General features: G+C 66.5%; 17 protein-coding genes and 2 tRNA genes. 11 read left to right on the top strand and 8 right to left on the bottom strand.

What is annotated here, in order from left to right; all coding sequences use genetic code 11:
• Positions 1–4 precede the first annotated feature (4 nt).
• Positions 5–769: a phosphoribosylaminoimidazolesuccinocarboxamide synthase gene (gene purC / locus ABCN56_RS00095; protein WP_343078744.1), complete on the bottom strand. Its 765-nt coding sequence runs from the start codon at positions 767–769 to the stop codon at positions 5–7.
• A gap of 183 nt (positions 770–952) precedes the next feature.
• On the opposite strand from purC, the gene ABCN56_RS00090 reads away from it, so the two are divergent.
• From ABCN56_RS00090 to bmt, 3 genes are all read left to right on the top strand, one after another.
• Positions 953–1,267, top strand: coding sequence for a DUF1476 domain-containing protein (locus ABCN56_RS00090; RefSeq protein WP_343078743.1), 315 nt, complete (start codon positions 953–955; stop codon positions 1,265–1,267).
• 160 nt (positions 1,268–1,427) lie between these two features.
• Positions 1,428–3,371, top strand: coding sequence for a phosphatidylglycerol lysyltransferase domain-containing protein (locus ABCN56_RS00085; protein WP_343078742.1), 1,944 nt, complete (start codon positions 1,428–1,430; stop codon positions 3,369–3,371).
• Positions 3,372–3,491: 120 nt separating this feature from the next.
• Positions 3,492–4,502 (top strand): betaine--homocysteine S-methyltransferase, encoded by a 1,011-nt coding sequence (gene bmt, locus ABCN56_RS00080; RefSeq protein ID WP_343078741.1) that lies wholly within the window; start codon positions 3,492–3,494, stop codon positions 4,500–4,502.
• 16 nt (positions 4,503–4,518) lie between these two features.
• Here the strand turns inward: bmt and ABCN56_RS00075 are convergent, their stop codons facing one another.
• The gene (locus ABCN56_RS00075) at positions 4,519–5,610 is read right to left on the bottom strand and encodes a PA0069 family radical SAM protein (protein ID WP_343078740.1); all 1,092 of its coding nucleotides are present in this window, start codon (positions 5,608–5,610) and stop codon (positions 4,519–4,521) included.
• A 165-nt stretch (positions 5,611–5,775) separates the two neighbouring features.
• Here ABCN56_RS00075 and ABCN56_RS00070 point away from each other — a divergent pair, with 165 nt between their 5' ends.
• From ABCN56_RS00070 to ABCN56_RS00060, 3 genes are all read left to right on the top strand, one after another.
• Positions 5,776–6,483: a corrinoid protein gene (locus tag ABCN56_RS00070; protein WP_343078739.1), complete on the top strand. Its 708-nt coding sequence runs from the start codon at positions 5,776–5,778 to the stop codon at positions 6,481–6,483.
• Positions 6,484–6,590: 107 nt separating this feature from the next.
• The gene (locus ABCN56_RS00065; RefSeq protein WP_343078738.1) at positions 6,591–6,749 is read left to right on the top strand and encodes a hypothetical protein; all 159 of its coding nucleotides are present in this window, start codon (positions 6,591–6,593) and stop codon (positions 6,747–6,749) included.
• Positions 6,746–7,378, top strand: a complete 633-nt coding sequence (locus tag ABCN56_RS00060) for a DUF1638 domain-containing protein (protein ID WP_343078737.1) — start codon at positions 6,746–6,748, stop codon at positions 7,376–7,378. The genes ABCN56_RS00065 and ABCN56_RS00060 overlap by 4 nt, the downstream gene beginning before the upstream one ends.
• On the opposite strand, the gene ABCN56_RS00055 is transcribed toward ABCN56_RS00060, so the two are convergent.
• Entirely contained in the window at positions 7,373–7,804 is a 432-nt protein-coding gene (locus tag ABCN56_RS00055) for a SufE family protein (protein ID WP_343078736.1), read from the bottom strand. The genes ABCN56_RS00060 and ABCN56_RS00055 overlap by 6 nt on opposite strands.
• Before the next feature lie 121 nt (positions 7,805–7,925).
• On the opposite strand from ABCN56_RS00055, the gene ABCN56_RS00050 reads away from it, so the two are divergent.
• Positions 7,926–8,402, top strand: a complete 477-nt coding sequence (locus ABCN56_RS00050) for a hypothetical protein (protein ID WP_343078735.1) — start codon at positions 7,926–7,928, stop codon at positions 8,400–8,402.
• A gap of 6 nt (positions 8,403–8,408) precedes the next feature.
• Here ABCN56_RS00050 and rnd read toward each other — a convergent pair whose 3' ends face one another.
• The 3 genes from rnd to purM form a co-directional block, all read right to left on the bottom strand.
• Complete coding sequence (gene rnd, locus ABCN56_RS00045) at positions 8,409–9,563, bottom strand: ribonuclease D (protein ID WP_343078734.1); 1,155 nt, start codon at positions 9,561–9,563, stop codon at positions 8,409–8,411.
• A gap of 141 nt (positions 9,564–9,704) precedes the next feature.
• Positions 9,705–10,295, bottom strand: a complete 591-nt coding sequence (gene purN, locus ABCN56_RS00040; protein ID WP_343078733.1) for a phosphoribosylglycinamide formyltransferase — start codon at positions 10,293–10,295, stop codon at positions 9,705–9,707.
• Positions 10,292–11,338, bottom strand: a complete 1,047-nt coding sequence (gene purM, locus ABCN56_RS00035; RefSeq protein WP_343078732.1) for a phosphoribosylformylglycinamidine cyclo-ligase — start codon at positions 11,336–11,338, stop codon at positions 10,292–10,294. The genes purN and purM overlap by 4 nt, the downstream gene beginning before the upstream one ends.
• A 155-nt stretch (positions 11,339–11,493) precedes the next feature.
• On the opposite strand from purM, the gene ABCN56_RS00030 reads away from it, so the two are divergent.
• Positions 11,494–11,569, top strand: a tRNA-Ile gene (locus ABCN56_RS00030).
• 62 nt (positions 11,570–11,631) lie between these two features.
• Here ABCN56_RS00030 and ABCN56_RS00025 read toward each other — a convergent pair.
• Positions 11,632–12,951 carry an ATP-binding protein gene (locus ABCN56_RS00025; protein WP_343078731.1) on the bottom strand — a complete coding sequence of 440 codons (1,320 nt, stop codon included), beginning with the start codon at positions 12,949–12,951 and terminating at the stop codon, positions 11,632–11,634.
• A gap of 43 nt (positions 12,952–12,994) precedes the next feature.
• On the opposite strand from ABCN56_RS00025, the gene ABCN56_RS00020 reads away from it, so the two are divergent.
• The 3 genes from ABCN56_RS00020 (at position 12,995) to ABCN56_RS00010 (ending at position 14,979) form a co-directional block, all read left to right on the top strand.
• Positions 12,995–13,906 (top strand): MBL fold metallo-hydrolase, encoded by a 912-nt coding sequence (locus tag ABCN56_RS00020; protein WP_343078730.1) that lies wholly within the window; start codon positions 12,995–12,997, stop codon positions 13,904–13,906.
• Between the two features lie 65 nt (positions 13,907–13,971).
• Positions 13,972–14,046: transfer RNA gene (locus tag ABCN56_RS00015), tRNA-Asn, on the top strand.
• Between the two features lie 123 nt (positions 14,047–14,169).
• Positions 14,170–14,979 (top strand): DUF6538 domain-containing protein, encoded by an 810-nt coding sequence (locus ABCN56_RS00010; protein WP_343078729.1) that lies wholly within the window; start codon positions 14,170–14,172, stop codon positions 14,977–14,979.
• Here the strand turns inward: ABCN56_RS00010 and ABCN56_RS00005 are convergent.
• Positions 14,969–15,248, bottom strand: a 280-nt coding sequence (locus ABCN56_RS00005; RefSeq protein ID WP_343078728.1) for an integrase core domain-containing protein, incomplete at its 5' end; no start/stop codon positions are given. The two genes, ABCN56_RS00010 and ABCN56_RS00005, sit on opposite strands and share 11 nt — an antisense overlap.

Raw genomic sequence — 15,248 nt, 5'->3', positions numbered from 1 at the left:
GTCTTCAGTGAACGAGTTTCGCGACGGTCCCGCCAGAGCCGGACGCGGGCATCAGCCCGAGACGGCGCGCAACCTCGGTATATGCGTCGGTGAGCGAGCCCAGATCGCGGCGGAACACGTCCTTGTCGAGCTTCTGGCCCGTCTTGATGTCCCAGAGCCGGCAGCTGTCCGGGCTGATCTCGTCGGCGACGATGAGCCGCATGAAATCTCCATCCCAGATCCGCCCGATCTCGATCTTGAAGTCGACGAGCTTGATACCGACGCCATAGAACACGCCCGACAGGAAATCGTTCACCCTGAGCGCGATCGACACGATGTCGTCCAGATCCTGCTGGTTCGCCCAGCCGAAGGCGATGATGTATTCCTCGCTGACCATCGGGTCACCGAGCGCGTCGTTCTTGTAGGAATACTCGACGATCGGCCGGGGCAACGGCGTGCCCTCTTCCATGCCGAGGCGCTTGGCGATCGAACCCGCCGCGAAATTCCGGACGATCACTTCGAGCGGAATGATCTCCACCTGGCGGATCAACTGCTCGCGCATGTTGATGCGGCGGATGAAGTGGTTCGGCACGCCGATATTGGTCAGGCCCTGCATGAAGAACTCGGAGAGCCGGTTGTTCAGCACCCCCTTGCCCTCGATCGTCGCCTTTTTCTGGGCGTTGAAGGCGGTCGCGTCATCCTTGAAGTACTGAACGAGCGTTCCCGGCTCCGGGCCTTCGTAAAGGATCTTCGCCTTGCCTTCGTAGATTTTCTTGCGGCGTGGTGCCATCGGCGCGTCCCTTCGTGCTGCAGGAAAACCCCGCGCGGTCTCCTTGCGCCCCTATAGGCCAAGGCGCGACCTCCCGCAAGGATGAGGGCCGCGCCCCAGGGATGAGACCGCCGAAAGGGGTTGCGGGGGGGCGCGCGGGATTGCATATGGGAACGGAAAGACGATCAGCCAAGGGGCCCGCTCATGACCACCTTCGACGACCGCGAGAACGCGTTCGAGAACAAGTTCGCCCATGACGAGGAAATGAAGTTCAAGGCAGAGGCGCGGCGCAACAAGCTTCTCGGGCTCTGGGCTGCGGAGCTCATGGGCAAGTCCGGCGACGCCGCAGCTGCCTATGCGAAGGAAGTCGTCGCGTCCGATTTCGAGGAAGCCGGCGACGAGGATGTCTACCGCAAGATCGCCGGCGATCTCGGTGACCTCGCGGACGAAACCGAGATCCGCAGCAAGATGACCGAACTCATGGCCGAGGCGAAGCGCCAGATCATGAGCGAGTCCTGACGTTCGGCCAGACAGCCTGAGTCATGTGAGTTTGGCGGACCCTTCGGGGTCCGCTTTCGTTAGGCGGTCCGGCATCGCGCATTCCCTCCCCCGCGTTAAGCCCGCGGGAAGACTTGCAGGGCTAGACACGGATTCCATCGAAAAGCGGGGAGCGCGGGAAATGAAGGCATCGGGTGAAGAGGTGGCGGCGGTCAGCGCGCCGGGCCCGATTCCGGGATTCTGGCACGCCGCTCGCCGGCATCTGCCTCCACTTGCCATCGCCGCGGTTTTCCTCTGGCTCCTGCGCGACCGCGTGTCCCATGTCGATGCAGGCGCCGTTCTGGCGGCCCTGGGCGAGGTCACCCTTGCACAGTGGACCGCCGCGCTTGGCGCCACGGCCTTGAGCTTCTGGGCCGTGGGACACTACGACGCTGTGCTGCACCGGCACCTTGGAACGGGGCTTCCCTGCACGCCGGCGCGCCGCGCCGGGATGGCCGCGATCGCGGTGAGCCAGACGCTCGGCCTCGGCTTCGTCACCGGCAGCCTCGTCCGCTGGCGGATGCTGCCCGGGCTGAGCCTTTGGCAGGCGGCGCGGCTGACGGCGGCGGTCGCCATCTCGTTCCTGATGGGCTGGGCCGTGGTCACCGCCGCAGTCGTGACGCTCCTGCCGCCTCCAGGCTCGGAGGCGCTTCGCTGGATCGGCGCCATCGCCCTGCTTCTTGCCTCTGCCGGTCTTGTCCTGTCGCCCTTCGCGCGCCCGCTTCGCATCGCGGGGCGGACATTCGCGTGGCCGAGCCTCGTGACCCTGACACGCATCCCCATACTCGCGGCCATCGACACGTTGGCGGCGGCGCTGGCGCTCTGGATCCTACTGCCGGTCGGCGCCGCCCCGGAGTTCGGCCATTACCTCGCGGCCTTCCTTCTCGCCCTCGGCGCCGGCCTCCTTTCCAGCGCGCCGGGAGGCGTCGGCGCATTCGAGGTCACGCTGTTCGCATTCCTGCCGGGCATCGCCGTGGAACCCCTTCTTGCCGCGATCCTCGCCTATCGCGCCGTCTATTACGCCTTGCCGGCGGGGATCGGGGCGATCGCCATGGCGTTTTCTGCGCGCGCGCCGGCCCGCGCGTCGGATCGCTTCGCCGTGACTTCGCCGACGACGACGCCCCCAGCGGGACCGATCAGCGGCCTCGTCGCAAACGCGCGGCGCGCGGAATCGCAGCTCGTTCGGCAGGGGGAACACCGCATCCTGTTCGACGATCAGGAGCTGGCGGGCTGGGTGCTTGGAACGACGCGCCAGGCGCAGGTCGCCATCTTCGACCCCTTCGGCGCACCCGGTACAGAGGCCCGGTTGCTCCGGTGCCTCGCCAACGAGGCGCGACTGACGGGCCGCATCCCGTGCCTCTACAAGGTCGGCACGCGTGGCGCAGCGGCAGCCCGGAGAGCAGGCTGGGCAACCTTGCCCGTGGCCCACGAGGTTTCGCTGAACCCACTTCATTTCGATCCGGCCTCTCCGAAGCGGGCGGGCTTGCGGAGGAAGCTCCGGCTGGCCGGCAAGGCCGGCGTCGTCGTGAGCCGGGCCGGAAGCACGCTTCCCACGGACGACATGGCCGAAATCGCAAGGGAATGGGCCGAGGCCCGCGGTGGCGAACGTGGGTTTTCGATGGGCCGCTATGACCCGGAATACGTTTCAGGCCAGGGCGTCTGGCTTGCCCATGCGCGCGGCAGGCTCGTCGCCTTCGCGACGTTCCACGAGGGCGCGCGGGAATGGACGCTCGACCTGATGCGGCACGGGGCCGAGGCCCCCGACGGAACGATGCACGCCCTGATCGCGGCCGCCCTTGCGGCGGCGCGCGAGGCGGGGCTCTCGCGGCTGTCGCTCGCCGCACTCCCGCCGGACATCGGATCATCAGGCGGACCTGCTGCCAAACTCCTGCGGCGCACCGAGGCGGCCACCGGTTCACCGGGACTGCGGCAATTCAAATCGAGCTTCGCCCCGGACTGGCAAACGCTCTATATCGCCGCGCCCTCCCGGACCGCGCTCCTTGTCGCCGGCCTGGATATCGCGCGGGCCATCGCCCGGCCCGAACCGCTTCCCCGGACATGGCCTATATCGCGGTATGGCTCATGATCTTCATGACCAATCTCGATTTGCCAAAATCGGGCACTCGTGGCACAGGGGAAGGGACAGCCGACCGCCCGGTTCCGGACCGGGCGTGACCGCGACACCGCGCCAGAAAGGCATTCCGACATGACCGACGCCCTCACCCGACTGCTCGCCTCGAATGACTGGCTGATGGCCGACGGCGCAACCGGAACCAATCTTTTCAACATGGGCCTTGAATCGGGCGAGGCGCCGGAACTGTGGAATACCGACCGCCCCGATTCGATCCGCGCGCTCTACAAGGGCTCGGTCGACGCGGGATCGGACCTGTTCCTCACCAACTCCTTCGGAGGTAACGCAAGCCGCCTGAAGCTCCACAATGCCGAAGGTCGCGTGCACGAGCTCAACCGCGTCGCCGCCGAACTCGGCCGGGAGATCGCCGACAAGGCGGGGCGCACGGTGGCGGTCGCCGGCTCGATGGGCCCCACGGGTGAGATCATGGCGCCGATGGGTGCGCTGACGCACGAACTCGCGGTCGAGATGTTCCATGAACAGGCCGAAGGCCTGAAAGCCGGCGGCGCTGATGTGCTGTGGGTGGAGACGATCTCCGCCCCCGAGGAGTTCAAGGCCGCCGCCGAAGCCTGCGCTCTCGCCGGAATGCCCTGGTGCGGCACGATGAGCTTCGACACCGCCGGCAGGACAATGATGGGCTTCACCTCCGCACAGCTCGCGGCGCTGGTCGAGAAGCTCCCGAACCCGCCGATCGCCTTCGGCGCCAACTGCGGCGTCGGGGCGTCCGACCTCCTGCGGACGATCTTGGGCTTTGCCGCCGCAGGTACCGAACGGCCGCTGATCGCGAAGGGCAACGCGGGCATCCCGAAATACCACGAAGGCCACATCCACTACGACGGGACGCCGGAACTCATGGCGGAATACGCCGTCCTTGCCCGAGACTCGGGCGCGACGATCATCGGCGGTTGCTGCGGCACGACGCCCGATCACCTGCGTTCGATGCGTGAGGCGCTGGAAACGCGCCCGCGCGGCCCGCGGCCGAGCCTCGACGAGATCACCGGGAAACTCGGCGGCTTCTCCTCGCCCTCCGACGGCACCGGGGACGAGGCGCCCACACGTGAACGGCGCGGCCGGCGGCGGGGCTGAGGCCCAGGGCCGGGCCTCAGAACAGCGATAGCTGGTCGCCCGTCTGCGGCGGGCGGCGAAACCGAGAACACACGAGAGGCGGCAGCGGCCGGTCCAGGCCCAGCCGCTTTTCGGCGAGCGAGAAGCGCCGCGAAATCAGGTCGGCGTAGAGCCCCTCTCCTCGCATGCGTTTGCCCCATTGGGCATCGTAGTCCGCCCCACCCCGCATCTCGCGCAGCCGGTTCATCACATGGGCCGCACGCCCCGGCTCATGCCGGTCCAGCCAGTCGCGGAACAGCGGAGCCACCTCGTGCGGCAGCCGCAGGAGAATCCAGCTCGCCGCACGGGCCCCCGCCTCCCGGGCCGCGGCCAGGATCGATTCGATCTCTGGTTCCGTCAGGACGGGAATGACCGGCGCGACCATGACACGAACAGGGATGCCGGCTTCGGACAGCGTTCGAATCGTGGCCAGCCGCCGCACAGGCGCCGGTGCGCGCGGCTCCAGCCGGCGCGAGAGCCCGGCGTCGAGACTGGTGACCGAGATCCCGACATGGGCAAGCCCCCGCGCGGCCATGTCAGCAAGGATATCCACGTCCCGCTCGATCAGCGCGCCCTTGGTGACGATTGACACGGGATGGTTCCAGTCCGACAGCACCTCCAGCACGCGCCGCATGATACCGTATCGCGCCTCGACCGGCTGATACGGATCGGTGTTCGTCCCGATCGCAAGAGGCGCAGGCCGGTAACCCTTCCGGGAAAGCTCACGTTCAAGAACCGCCGGCGCTTCGGGTTTGGCGGAAAGCCGGGTTTCGAAATCGAGACCCGCCGAAAGTCCGAGATAGCCGTGGCTCGGACGGGCGAAACAGTAGATGCAGCCATGCTCGCACCCACGGTACGGGTTGAGTGACCGATCGAAGGGGATATCGGGCGAGTTGTTGCGGGTGATGACCGAACGCGGAACCTCCTCGCTGACCTCGGTCCGCAGCAGCCTCTCGTCCTCCGGAATGTCCCAGCCGTCGGAAACAGGCTCCCGCGCGTAGGGATCGAACCGCCCCGCCACATTCGAGGCGGCGCCCCGACCGCGAAGTCGCAAGGCTGGATCGGCAACCGTGAGATCCTTGATCTGCATAAAATAAGCATAGAACATACCAAGAACATCTGTCACGGGGATTCGCCGCAAAAAATCGGCAGCAATCTCCGGTCTGTCGGTTGTGGCGCCGGCCATGTCGCAATCCGCATAGTGGATCGGCCCCATTGGCCGCATTAAAGGTCCAAGATTCTCAGGAGTACAGCGATGGCCGACGAAGAAGAGATCATCCTTTCCGAGCTCGATGATGACGAGCTTGTTCAGCAGATGCACGACGACCTCTATGACGGCCTCAAGGAGGAGATCGAAGAGGCCGTTAACATCCTGCTCGAGCGCGGGTGGCAGCCTTACGACATCCTGACGAAGGCCCTCGTTGCAGGCATGACCATCGTCGGCGCCGACTTCCGTGACGGCATCCTCTTCGTTCCCGAAGTGCTTCTTGCCGCGAACGCCATGAAAGCGGGCATGTTCATCCTGAAGCCGCTCCTCGCGGAAACCGGCGCGCCGCGCGTCGGCAAGATGGTGATCGGCACCGTGAAGGGCGACATCCACGACATCGGCAAGAACCTCGTCGCGATGATGATGGAAGGCGCCGGCTTCGAAGTCGTGGACATCGGCATCAACAACGCCGTCGAGAAGTACCTCGAGGCGCTCGACACCGAGCAGCCGGACATCCTCGGCATGTCCGCCCTCCTGACGACGACCATGCCCTACATGAAGGTCGTGATCGACACGCTCGTCGAGAAGGGCATGCGCGACGACTACATCGTCCTCGTGGGCGGCGCGCCGCTGAACGAGGAGTTCGGCCGGGCGATCGGCGCGGACGCCTACTGCCGCGACGCAGCCGTCGCGGTCGAGACCGCGAAGAGCTTCGTGGCTCGCAAGCACAACGCCATGGCCGCCGGGCGGTCCTGACGAAATCCTGCACGAGAGGCCCCGGCGAAATCCGGGGCCTTTTCGTATCCGCCCCTTGGAAATTCGCGCGAGAAGCCACAGATTCCGGGTCATCCCGGAGTAAAGCGATGCCCCTCTCACGGCTTCTCATCATCGTCTTCATCGTGATCGCGGCGGCGGCCCTGACCATCGCCCTGGCCTCGGTGGCCGGGCTTCCCTTCGGCGCGCTGGCACTCGGCGCGCTTGTGGCCGCTGGCGCGGTGCGGTTCTGGAGCGCAAGGCAATGACACCGGACGACGCGACGCTCACGACAGAAGGATTGGCACCCGGACAGGCCGGACGGGTTCTTCTGATTGCCTGCGGCGCACTGGCGCGCGAGATCCTTCAACTCAAGGAAGCCAACGGCTGGGACCATCTGGATCTGACGTGCCTGCCCGCAAACCTGCACCTCTGGCCCGAACGGATCACGCCAGCGGTCGAGGCTGCCGTGCGCAAGCACCGCGACGACTACGACAAGCTATTCGTCGTGTACGCGGATTGTGGCACCGGCGGGCAATTGTTCGAAAAGTGCAGGGAACTCGGCGTCGAAATGGTCGAGGGCCCGCACTGCTATTCGTTCTTTGAAGGAAACGACGCCTTCGCCGAGCGCGGTGACGACGACATGCGGTCGTTCTTCCTTACCGATTTCCTGGTTCGCCAATTCGACGCTTTCGTCTGGCGCCCGATGGGTCTCGACCGCCATCCCGAACTGCGGGACGCGTATTTCGGGCATTACGAGAAGCTCGTCTACCAGGCCCAGACCGAGGACCCGGCGCTCGACGCGAAGGCGCGCGATGCGGCGGAACGTCTGGGCCTCGCCTACGAGCGCCGCTTCACCGGATATGGCGACCTGAAGACGGCCCTCGCGCGGCTATGACAACGTGGCCGCTGAGGCGGCCAGCGTGCGGATGCGTTCCACCATGGCGCGAAGCCCGTTCGACCGCTGCGAAGAAAGGTGTTCGTGCAGGCCGAGCCGCGCAAGCTCCGCCCCCGCATCGACCTTGAGGACCTCGGCCAGGGTCAGCCCGGAATAGAGCGCGTGCAGGATCGCGATAAGCCCGCGCACGATCATCGCGTCGCTGTCGCCCTGGAAGTCGAAACGCGCACCGGCCCCCTCCCCCTCGATCTTCGGCAAGAGCCAGACCTGGCTCGCGCAACCCTCGACCTTGGTTGCGGGGACCTTGAAGGCATCGTCGAGCGGCGGCATCGCCTTCCCCATGTCGATCACATGGCGGTAACGGTCTTCCCAGTCATCCAGGAACTCGAACGTCTCTGCGATATCTTCGAATGCGGGGGTGGCCATGGGCGTTCCTCGGTGCTTTGCCTTCACCTATGGCGGAAAGTCCCTGTCGTAAAGCCATGCGCACGCATCTTTTCAAGTGCTTGCGAATGGGCTACCCAATAGCAGAAACGAGGGAGCCCGCATGAAAACCGCGACAGCTGCGCTTCTGGCCGCCACGCTTATCCTTTCCGGCTGCGGCGGATTCCGCGACAGCAGGCTCAATCCCCTGAACTGGTTCGGCCGCTCGACCGAGGGGCCGGCGACGCTCGAACCCGCGGAGGGGTATGCCGCCGTTTCGGGGGACTTCAGGGTTCCCGTGCGGGAAATCGTCAGCCTCGAGGTCCAACAGGTTCCGGGCGGCGCGCTCGTCACCGCTGAGGGGCTTCCCGCGACGCAGGGCTGGTGGGATGCCGAACTCGTTGCCGAGGACAATGGCAAGCCTGTAGATGGCGTCCTCACCCTGCGTTTCCTTGCGGCCGAACCGCGGGCCGCCACCCCCGCCTCCACGGCACAGTCCCGCGAGCTGACGGCCGGGATCTTCCTCTCCGACCAGGCGCTGGAAGGCGTGCGGCAGATCGTCGTGGCCGGTGAGGTCAACAGCCGCTCCAGCCGCCGCTGAGGTCTGTCAGACCTGCACGACCCTGACCGCGCCCCCGCGTGCGGATAGGGCGATCTCCCCCTTGCACAGGCGGAGCGCGTCCGCCCCGAAAACCTCGTGACGCCAGCCCTTCAAGGCCGCAACGTTGCGACGCCCGGCGGCGATCTCGTCGAGTTCCGAGGTCGTCGCGATCAGCTTGGCCGCGACCCCCGCCTCTTCCGACTTCGCCTTGAGAAGCACGCGCAGAAGGTCCGCGAGAGCGGAGTTCACCTGCAACTGCTCGCGCGATGTGTCCGGCTTCGGAAAATCCTCGGGCGGCACGGAAAGGCCCGTCTTCACCGCTGCAAGGATACCCTCCGCGATCTCTCCCCGCCGCGCCTCGCGCAGCAGAAGGCGCGATCGCCCAAGTTCTTCGGGCGTCGTCGGCTTCGTCGAGGCCAGTTCCAGAAGTGCGTCGTCCTTGTAGACCCGGGACCGGGGGATGTTCCGCGCCTGAGCATAGCCCTCGCGGAACCGCGCGAGCTCTCGCACGACGGCAAGGAACCGGCCGGAGTTGGTCCGCGTCTTGACCTTCTCCCACGCCTCTTCGGGCTTGGTCACGTAGGTCGCGGGGTCGGTGAGGATCTGCAACTCCTCCTCTACCCATTTGCGGCGCCCGGTCTTCTCGATCTCACGGGCGAGGAATTCGTAGATCACGCGAAGATGCGTGACGTCGGCGATGGCGTAGTTCATCTGCGCCTCGCTCAGCGGGCGCCGGGACCAGTCCGTGAACCGGGAGGTCTTGTCGAGACCCTCCTTCGCGATTCGCTTCACCAGCGTTTCATAGCCGACCTGTTCGCCGAAACCGCAGACCATCGCGGCCACCTGCGTGTCGAACAGCGGTTCGGGAAAGACGCGGCCTTCGATGAAGAATATCTCCAGATCCTGCCGCGCGGCATGGAAGACCTTGACGGTCCCGGTGTGCCGGAAAAGGTCATACAGAGGCGCGAGTGACAGCCCGTTCGACAGCGGATCCACTAGAACCGCCTCGCCATCCTTGCCGGGCAGCGCCATCTGGATCAGGCAGAGCTTCGAGTAATACGTGCGTTCGCGCAGGAACTCGGTGTCGATCGTGACGTAAGGTACGGACTTCGCGGCCTCGCAGAAGCGGGCGAGGTCCTCGGTCGATGTAATCGTTATCATGCGTGTTCCGTCAGGCGCGGGGTCATCCCGCAAACACCAATCGTCTTAGTGCCTTGGAACGGGGATGGAAAGACCTCGACTGCGGGTTTGCGCCCTACCGTGTCCTGACGGTAGCCAGCGCCGTTCTGGCGGCGGCAAGCTTCAGGGCAGGTAGACCGGCGTCCGGTCGCCCACCGCGAAACGGCGGAGAACCGCGGGATACAGACGATGCTCCATGACGAGGACGCGCTCGGCGAGTGTGTCCGGCGTGTCGCCGGGCAGGACTGGAACCCGCGCCTGCCCGAGGATCGGCCCCGCATCGAGGTCCGGCGTGACCTCGTGCACCGTGCACCCGGCCTCGGCGTCCCCGGCTGCGAGAGCGCGTTCGTGGGTGTGAAGCCCCGGATACTTCGGCAGGAGCGAGGGATGGATGTTCAGCATCCGCCCCTGAAATTTCTCGACGAATTCCGGCGTCAGCACGCGCATGAAGCCGGCAAGGCAGACGACGTCGGGCTCGGCCGCCAGAAGCGGCTTCAGAAGCTCCGCCTCGAAGGCGGCGCGGTCTCTTCCGAAGGGCCGGTGATCGACTGCCGCGGTCGGAATCCCCCGCGCCGCGGCCTTGGCGAGGCCCGCGGCCTCCGGATCGTTCGACAGGACCAGCACGGGCCGCGCCGGATGGTCCCCGTTCATGCTGTCCGCAAGCGCCACCATGTTCGAGCCGCCGCCCGAAATCAGGATGGCAACGCGCTTCACAGTAGCTGGCCCCGGTAGGCGACGCCCTGCCCCTTCACGACCCGGCCGATTTGCGTGACCGCCTCGCCCTCGGCTTCGAGGACACGGGTCAGGTCGGCCGCGCGTGCCTCGTCCACGACTACGATCATCCCGATGCCGGAGTTGAACGTCTTGAGAAGCTCTGCCTCGACGATCCCCGCCGTTTCGGCAAGCCAGCGGAAGACCGGAGGAAGCGTCCAGGAGGAGAGATCGATTTCCGCACCAAGCCCTTCCGGCAGGACGCGCGGAAGGTTCTCGGTCAGCCCGCCGCCCGTGATGTGGGCTAGCGCGTGAACGCCGCCAGCCCGGATCGCGGCAAGCGCCTGACGCACATAAAGGCGAGTCGGCGTCAGCAGCGCCGCGCCGAGGCTCCCATCGCCGAAGGGGCAATCCGCGTCCCAGCCGAGGCCCGACCGCTCGACCACCTTGCGGACGAGCGAATAGCCGTTCGAATGGACGCCGGCCGAGGCGAGCCCAAGAAGAACGTCGCCTTCCTTCACGCCCTGCGGCAGGTCCGTGCCACGCTCCATCGCGCCGACCGCGAAACCGGCGAGGTCGAAATCGCCACCGTGATACATCCCGGGCATTTCCGCCGTCTCGCCGCCGACGAGCGCGCAGCCGGTTTCGGCACAACCCTCGGCGATCCCCTCGATGATCCGCTGGGCCTGATCCACGTCCAGCTTTCCGGTCGCAAAGTAGTCCAGGAAGAAGAGCGGTTCCGCCCCCTGGCAGACGAGGTCATTGACGCACATCGCGACAAGGTCGATGCCGATCGTGTCGACGTTGCCGGTATCGATCGCGATCCTCAGCTTCGTGCCGACGCCGTCGGTCGCGGCGACGAGGATCGGGTCCTTGTAGCCCGCCTCCTTCAGGTCGAAGAGCGCCCCGAAACCGCCCAGCCCCGCCATCGTCCCGGCCCGCGCGGTGCGCTTGGCCGCAGGCTTGATCCGCTCGACGAGGGCGTTGCCCGCATCGATGTCCACACCCGCCTCGGCATAGCTCAGCCCGTTCTTTCCGCCCGTCATCGCCATCCCCTTCTCTGCGCCGCCGCTCTTGCGCGGCGCTCTAGCCGATATTGCCCGCCACGACAATGCAGGCCGCGCCTTTCGCCGCGCGAAATCCCGCACCCGCCCGTTTTCCTTGACGAGGCGGGGCATTCTGCTACGCATGCCGCCAGGCCGGGCCTGTAGCTCAATGGTTAGAGCAGGGCGCTCATAACGCCTTGGTTGGGGGTTCGAGTCCCTCCGGGCCTACCACTCATTCCAGGCGGACCGCAAACGCGGCAATGTTGCCGCGATGGCAGGTCCCTCCGGAACCGCTACCTCGCAAGGACAATCTCGGCCCGGAGCCCGCCCAAGGCCTCGCTGTCGCCGAGCCGCAGCGTCCCGCCGTGGCTGCGCGCGATGTCCGCCGCGATGGACAGGCCGAGGCCGACGCCCGGCCCCCTGTCCTGGTTGCGCGCCGCATCGAGGCGCGTGAACGGACGCAGCGCCTCCTCGCGCCGCTCCTTCGGGATGCCCGGCCCGTCGTCCTCCACTGCGATCCTCACCGCGCGCTCGGTGATCGCGACCGAAACGACAGCGCGGCTGCCGTAGCGGACGGCATTGCCAATCAGGTTCTCCAGCGCCCTGGCAATGGCATGGGGACGCATCCCGACATTTCCAGAACCTTCGACGGCACCGACCTCCACCGGCTGCCCGGACCGTTGCGCGCGCAAGACCACCTCGGCGACGAGCGCCGCCGGGTCCACCTCCTCGGTCTCGCCCTCAAGCGCGTCGCCGCGCGCGAAATCGAGGAACTCGTCGAGGAGCCGTTCCATGTCCTCCACATCGCGCTTCATCGCGGCGACCTCTGCGTCCTCGTCCAGAAGCGACAGCGATAGCTTGAGCCGCGTGAGCGGTGTCCGCAGATCGTGGCTCACCCCCGAAAGCATGAGCGTGCGCTGTTCGATCTGCCGCTCGATCCGGCTGCGCATGTCGAGGAACGCCATCCCCGCAGCCCGCACCTCCGTCGCGCCGGAGATCTTGTAGGGAAGCGTGCGCCCCCTCCCGAACGCCTCGGCCGCCCGCGCCAGACGCCGGATCGGACGAAGCTGATTGCGCAGGAAGATGAAGGCGATGAGCGTCATCAGAAGCCCCGTCACCACCATCAGCACGAGAAGCTGATGCGGATTCGAGGCAGATACCCGCCGCCGATCGAAAGCGAGCCGCATGGGGCCGTGCCGAGTGTCGAGCCAGAGCGCGACCATCCGCGTGTTCGATAGATCCACCGCGAGAAGCGTCGGGAACCGCTCTGCGAGGACCCTTCCAACCTCACGCCCGGAGAAATCGTAGAAGGCGCGCGCCGACACCGGTTCACCCTCGGCCGGAAGCGCCACCTCGAACGCCAGCGCTGCGGCCACGTGCGAAACGGCCTCGCGCGCCGTGACAAGATCGGCGGACTCGTCGACCTGCGCCTCCAGGAACGAGATCTCCAGGGTCACCGATTCGGTCATCTGCCGTGTGACGCCCTCGAAATGGCGCTGCAGAAAGACGATGGACACGACAAGCTGGATCGTGACGATGGGCACGATCAGGATCAGCGCTGCACGGCCGTAAAGGCCGCGCGGCATGAGTTGTTTGAGCCAGTCGAAGAACATGGCGGCAAACCTAGACCCGGCGCGGAAGCAGAGGAAGCGCAAGATGAAGGCATCCGCGGATTCGTCTCCCCTGCCCGGTCTGCCGGAGGTGCCCGAAGAGGGCTTGAGGCGCGTCCTGGCGCCCAACCCATCGCCCATGACCTTTCGCGGCACGAATACCTACATTCTCGGCGAGGGCAGAGTCGCCGTGATCGACCCGGGTCCCGCCCTGCCCGCGCACTATGACGCGATCCTGGCGGCCCTCCGCGCCGGCGAATCAGTGAGCCACATCCTCGTCACCCATTCGCATCTCGACCACTCACCCCTCGCACGTCCTCTCGCCGAGGCGACGTCGGCCCCCATATACGCCTTCGGCACATCGGAGGCCGGGCGGTCCGAACTCATGCGGGAACTCGCCGCCTCGGGCCTCGCGGAGGGTGGCGAAGGCGTGGACAGGGATTTCCAGCCCGATGAAACGCTGTCCGATGGCGACGAAATCGGTGGCTCCAGCTGGAGCCTTCGCGCCCTCCACACCCCCGGCCATTTCGGCAACCACCTCTGCTTTCTCTGGGGCGATGCGGCCTTTTCCGGGGATCACGTGATGGGCTGGGCGACGTCCCTCGTCTCCCCCCCGGACGGCGACATGGGCGCCTACATGGAATCGCTCGCCCGGCTCGCGTCTTGCCGCGCGCGGGTTCTCTATCCCGGCCACGGGAGCGCGATCGAGGACCCGGCCGCCCGCATGGCCTACCTCGCCGCCCACCGCCGTGAACGCGAGTCACAGATTCTCGCGGCCCTCGCAAAAGGCCCCGCCAATGCCGCAACACTCGCCAGCCGAGTCTACACGGAGACTCCGCCCGCGCTCCTTCCGGCCGCCGCCCGCAACGTGTTCGCGCACTTGATCGACCTTTGGCAAAAGAACCGCGTCGACTGCATAGGCCGCCCGGCCTTCGCCCTGCCCTTCAGTCTGGCCTGAGCGGAAATTCGGTACGAAATCCCTCTGGACGCCCCCGGGATCGCTTGCTATATGCCCCTCCGTGTTCCGGCGTAGCTCAGCGGTAGAGCAGTTGACTGTTAATCAATTGGTCGTAGGTTCGATCCCTACCGCCGGAGCCAAACTTCCCAAGTCCTTGTGATCGTTTGGCAATCGCCCGTTTTTGGGTGAATCGCACGTTCCTGTGATACATATGATGGGAATTGCCGCCCCGGCCTCATGGGCGCCTTCAGATGGAGGCCCCGATGGGACTGCAATCGAACACCTTCCGGCGCGGCGCGACCTATGCCTGGCGCAGGCGCCTGCCCGCGGCGCTTGGCGGCCGGATCATGCAGATCAGCCTGCGCACGAATGACCCCTTGATCGCGCGGCGTCTCGGCCCGATTGCCACCGCCGAAAGTTATTCCCTTTTCGATGCGATGATGACCCAAGGCCTTTCCCGCGACGATGCCCGCCGACTTCTGACCCATGTCATCGAACGCGAACTGGACCGCATCAGTCGCGCCGAGGCCGTCGCCGCGGACGATCCCGCGGGATGGGGGCAAGACCGCTCGCACGACTGGGCGGCAGGCAAGGCCTATCAGCTTCTGGCCGAGCGCGGCGCGTCGGCAGCGAACCTGACGCAGGCGGATGTCGAGCGGCTGATCGCCGAGGGCAGATCCGAGGCTGACCTCGCGAGGCTGCAGACCATGCTCGACACCGAGGCGGGCATGTTCGCAGAGCCGCCCGGACAGGGCGCCAATGCGCGCGTGAAAACAGCGATGCAGACGGCGCTCGGGCGCGAGGGCTTTTCCAACCTCAAGCTTTTTGAGGGCCGCCAGATCTGGCTGCGCGGGCGCGGTGCGGGCCTTCTGACCTCGCTCTCGGGCGACGCGCCCTTCGAAGAGGCCATGGAACTGGCCGCGGGCCTTGCGCGCGGCTCGTCGCCAGCCCCGGTGGCGCCCCCTGCCCCCGTCGCCCAGCCTGTTTCCCAGCCGATCGCCACTGCGACGCCAGTGGCGCCCGTTGTGTGGCCTGCCCCGATCGGGTGGTCCGGTTTCAGTCTTAGTGCATGACAGGTCTGGGCGCTACGGTTGGGGTGGCCGGCGAAGCGGGTCCGGATGGCGGAGCCGGCCACTGCACGACCTCTGGGGCCGGGGGACGACACCCCAGAGATGAGTGCGGGCGCCTGGTGTTGTAGTGTCGGCGCCAGTTCTCGATGACGATCTTCGCCTCGGCGAGGCTGTAGAATATCTCGCCATTGAGCAGCTCATCCCGCAGCTTCGCGTTGAAGCTCTCGCAGTAGCCGTTCTCCCATGGGCTGCCCGGTTCGATGCAGGCTGTC

This window comes from Ostreiculturibacter nitratireducens, assembly GCF_032670585.1.
In the GTDB taxonomy this organism is placed as follows: domain Bacteria; phylum Pseudomonadota; class Alphaproteobacteria; order Rhodobacterales; family Rhodobacteraceae; genus Ostreiculturibacter; species Ostreiculturibacter nitratireducens.
Note: the sequence above shows the minus strand (reverse complement) of the source record. Positions and strands in the feature narration are given on the sequence as shown.

Excerpts from the sequence above, each read along its gene's own strand:
- ABCN56_RS00050 (WP_343078735.1), top strand. The coding sequence starts at position 7,926 with ATGAAAACCGCGACAGCTGCGCTTCTGGCCGCCACGCTTATCCTTTCC.
- ABCN56_RS00010 (WP_343078729.1), top strand. The coding sequence starts at position 14,170 with ATGGGACTGCAATCGAACACCTTCCGGCGCGGCGCGACCTATGCCTGG.
- ABCN56_RS00020 (WP_343078730.1), top strand. The coding sequence starts at position 12,995 with ATGAAGGCATCCGCGGATTCGTCTCCCCTGCCCGGTCTGCCGGAGGTG.
- ABCN56_RS00055 (WP_343078736.1), bottom strand. The coding sequence starts at position 7,804 with ATGGCCACCCCCGCATTCGAAGATATCGCAGAGACGTTCGAGTTCCTG.
- ABCN56_RS00070 (WP_343078739.1), top strand. The coding sequence starts at position 5,776 with ATGGCCGACGAAGAAGAGATCATCCTTTCCGAGCTCGATGATGACGAG.
- ABCN56_RS00025 (WP_343078731.1), bottom strand. The coding sequence starts at position 12,951 with ATGTTCTTCGACTGGCTCAAACAACTCATGCCGCGCGGCCTTTACGGC.
- ABCN56_RS00090 (WP_343078743.1), top strand. The coding sequence starts at position 953 with ATGACCACCTTCGACGACCGCGAGAACGCGTTCGAGAACAAGTTCGCC.
- rnd (WP_343078734.1), bottom strand. The coding sequence starts at position 9,563 with ATGATAACGATTACATCGACCGAGGACCTCGCCCGCTTCTGCGAGGCC.
- ABCN56_RS00065 (WP_343078738.1), top strand. The coding sequence starts at position 6,591 with ATGCCCCTCTCACGGCTTCTCATCATCGTCTTCATCGTGATCGCGGCG.
- purC (WP_343078744.1), bottom strand. The coding sequence starts at position 769 with ATGGCACCACGCCGCAAGAAAATCTACGAAGGCAAGGCGAAGATCCTT.
- bmt (WP_343078741.1), top strand. The coding sequence starts at position 3,492 with ATGACCGACGCCCTCACCCGACTGCTCGCCTCGAATGACTGGCTGATG.
- ABCN56_RS00075 (WP_343078740.1), bottom strand. The coding sequence starts at position 5,610 with ATGCAGATCAAGGATCTCACGGTTGCCGATCCAGCCTTGCGACTTCGC.
- ABCN56_RS00060 (WP_343078737.1), top strand. The coding sequence starts at position 6,746 with ATGACACCGGACGACGCGACGCTCACGACAGAAGGATTGGCACCCGGA.
- ABCN56_RS00085 (WP_343078742.1), top strand. The coding sequence starts at position 1,428 with ATGAAGGCATCGGGTGAAGAGGTGGCGGCGGTCAGCGCGCCGGGCCCG.
- purM (WP_343078732.1), bottom strand. The coding sequence starts at position 11,338 with ATGACGGGCGGAAAGAACGGGCTGAGCTATGCCGAGGCGGGTGTGGAC.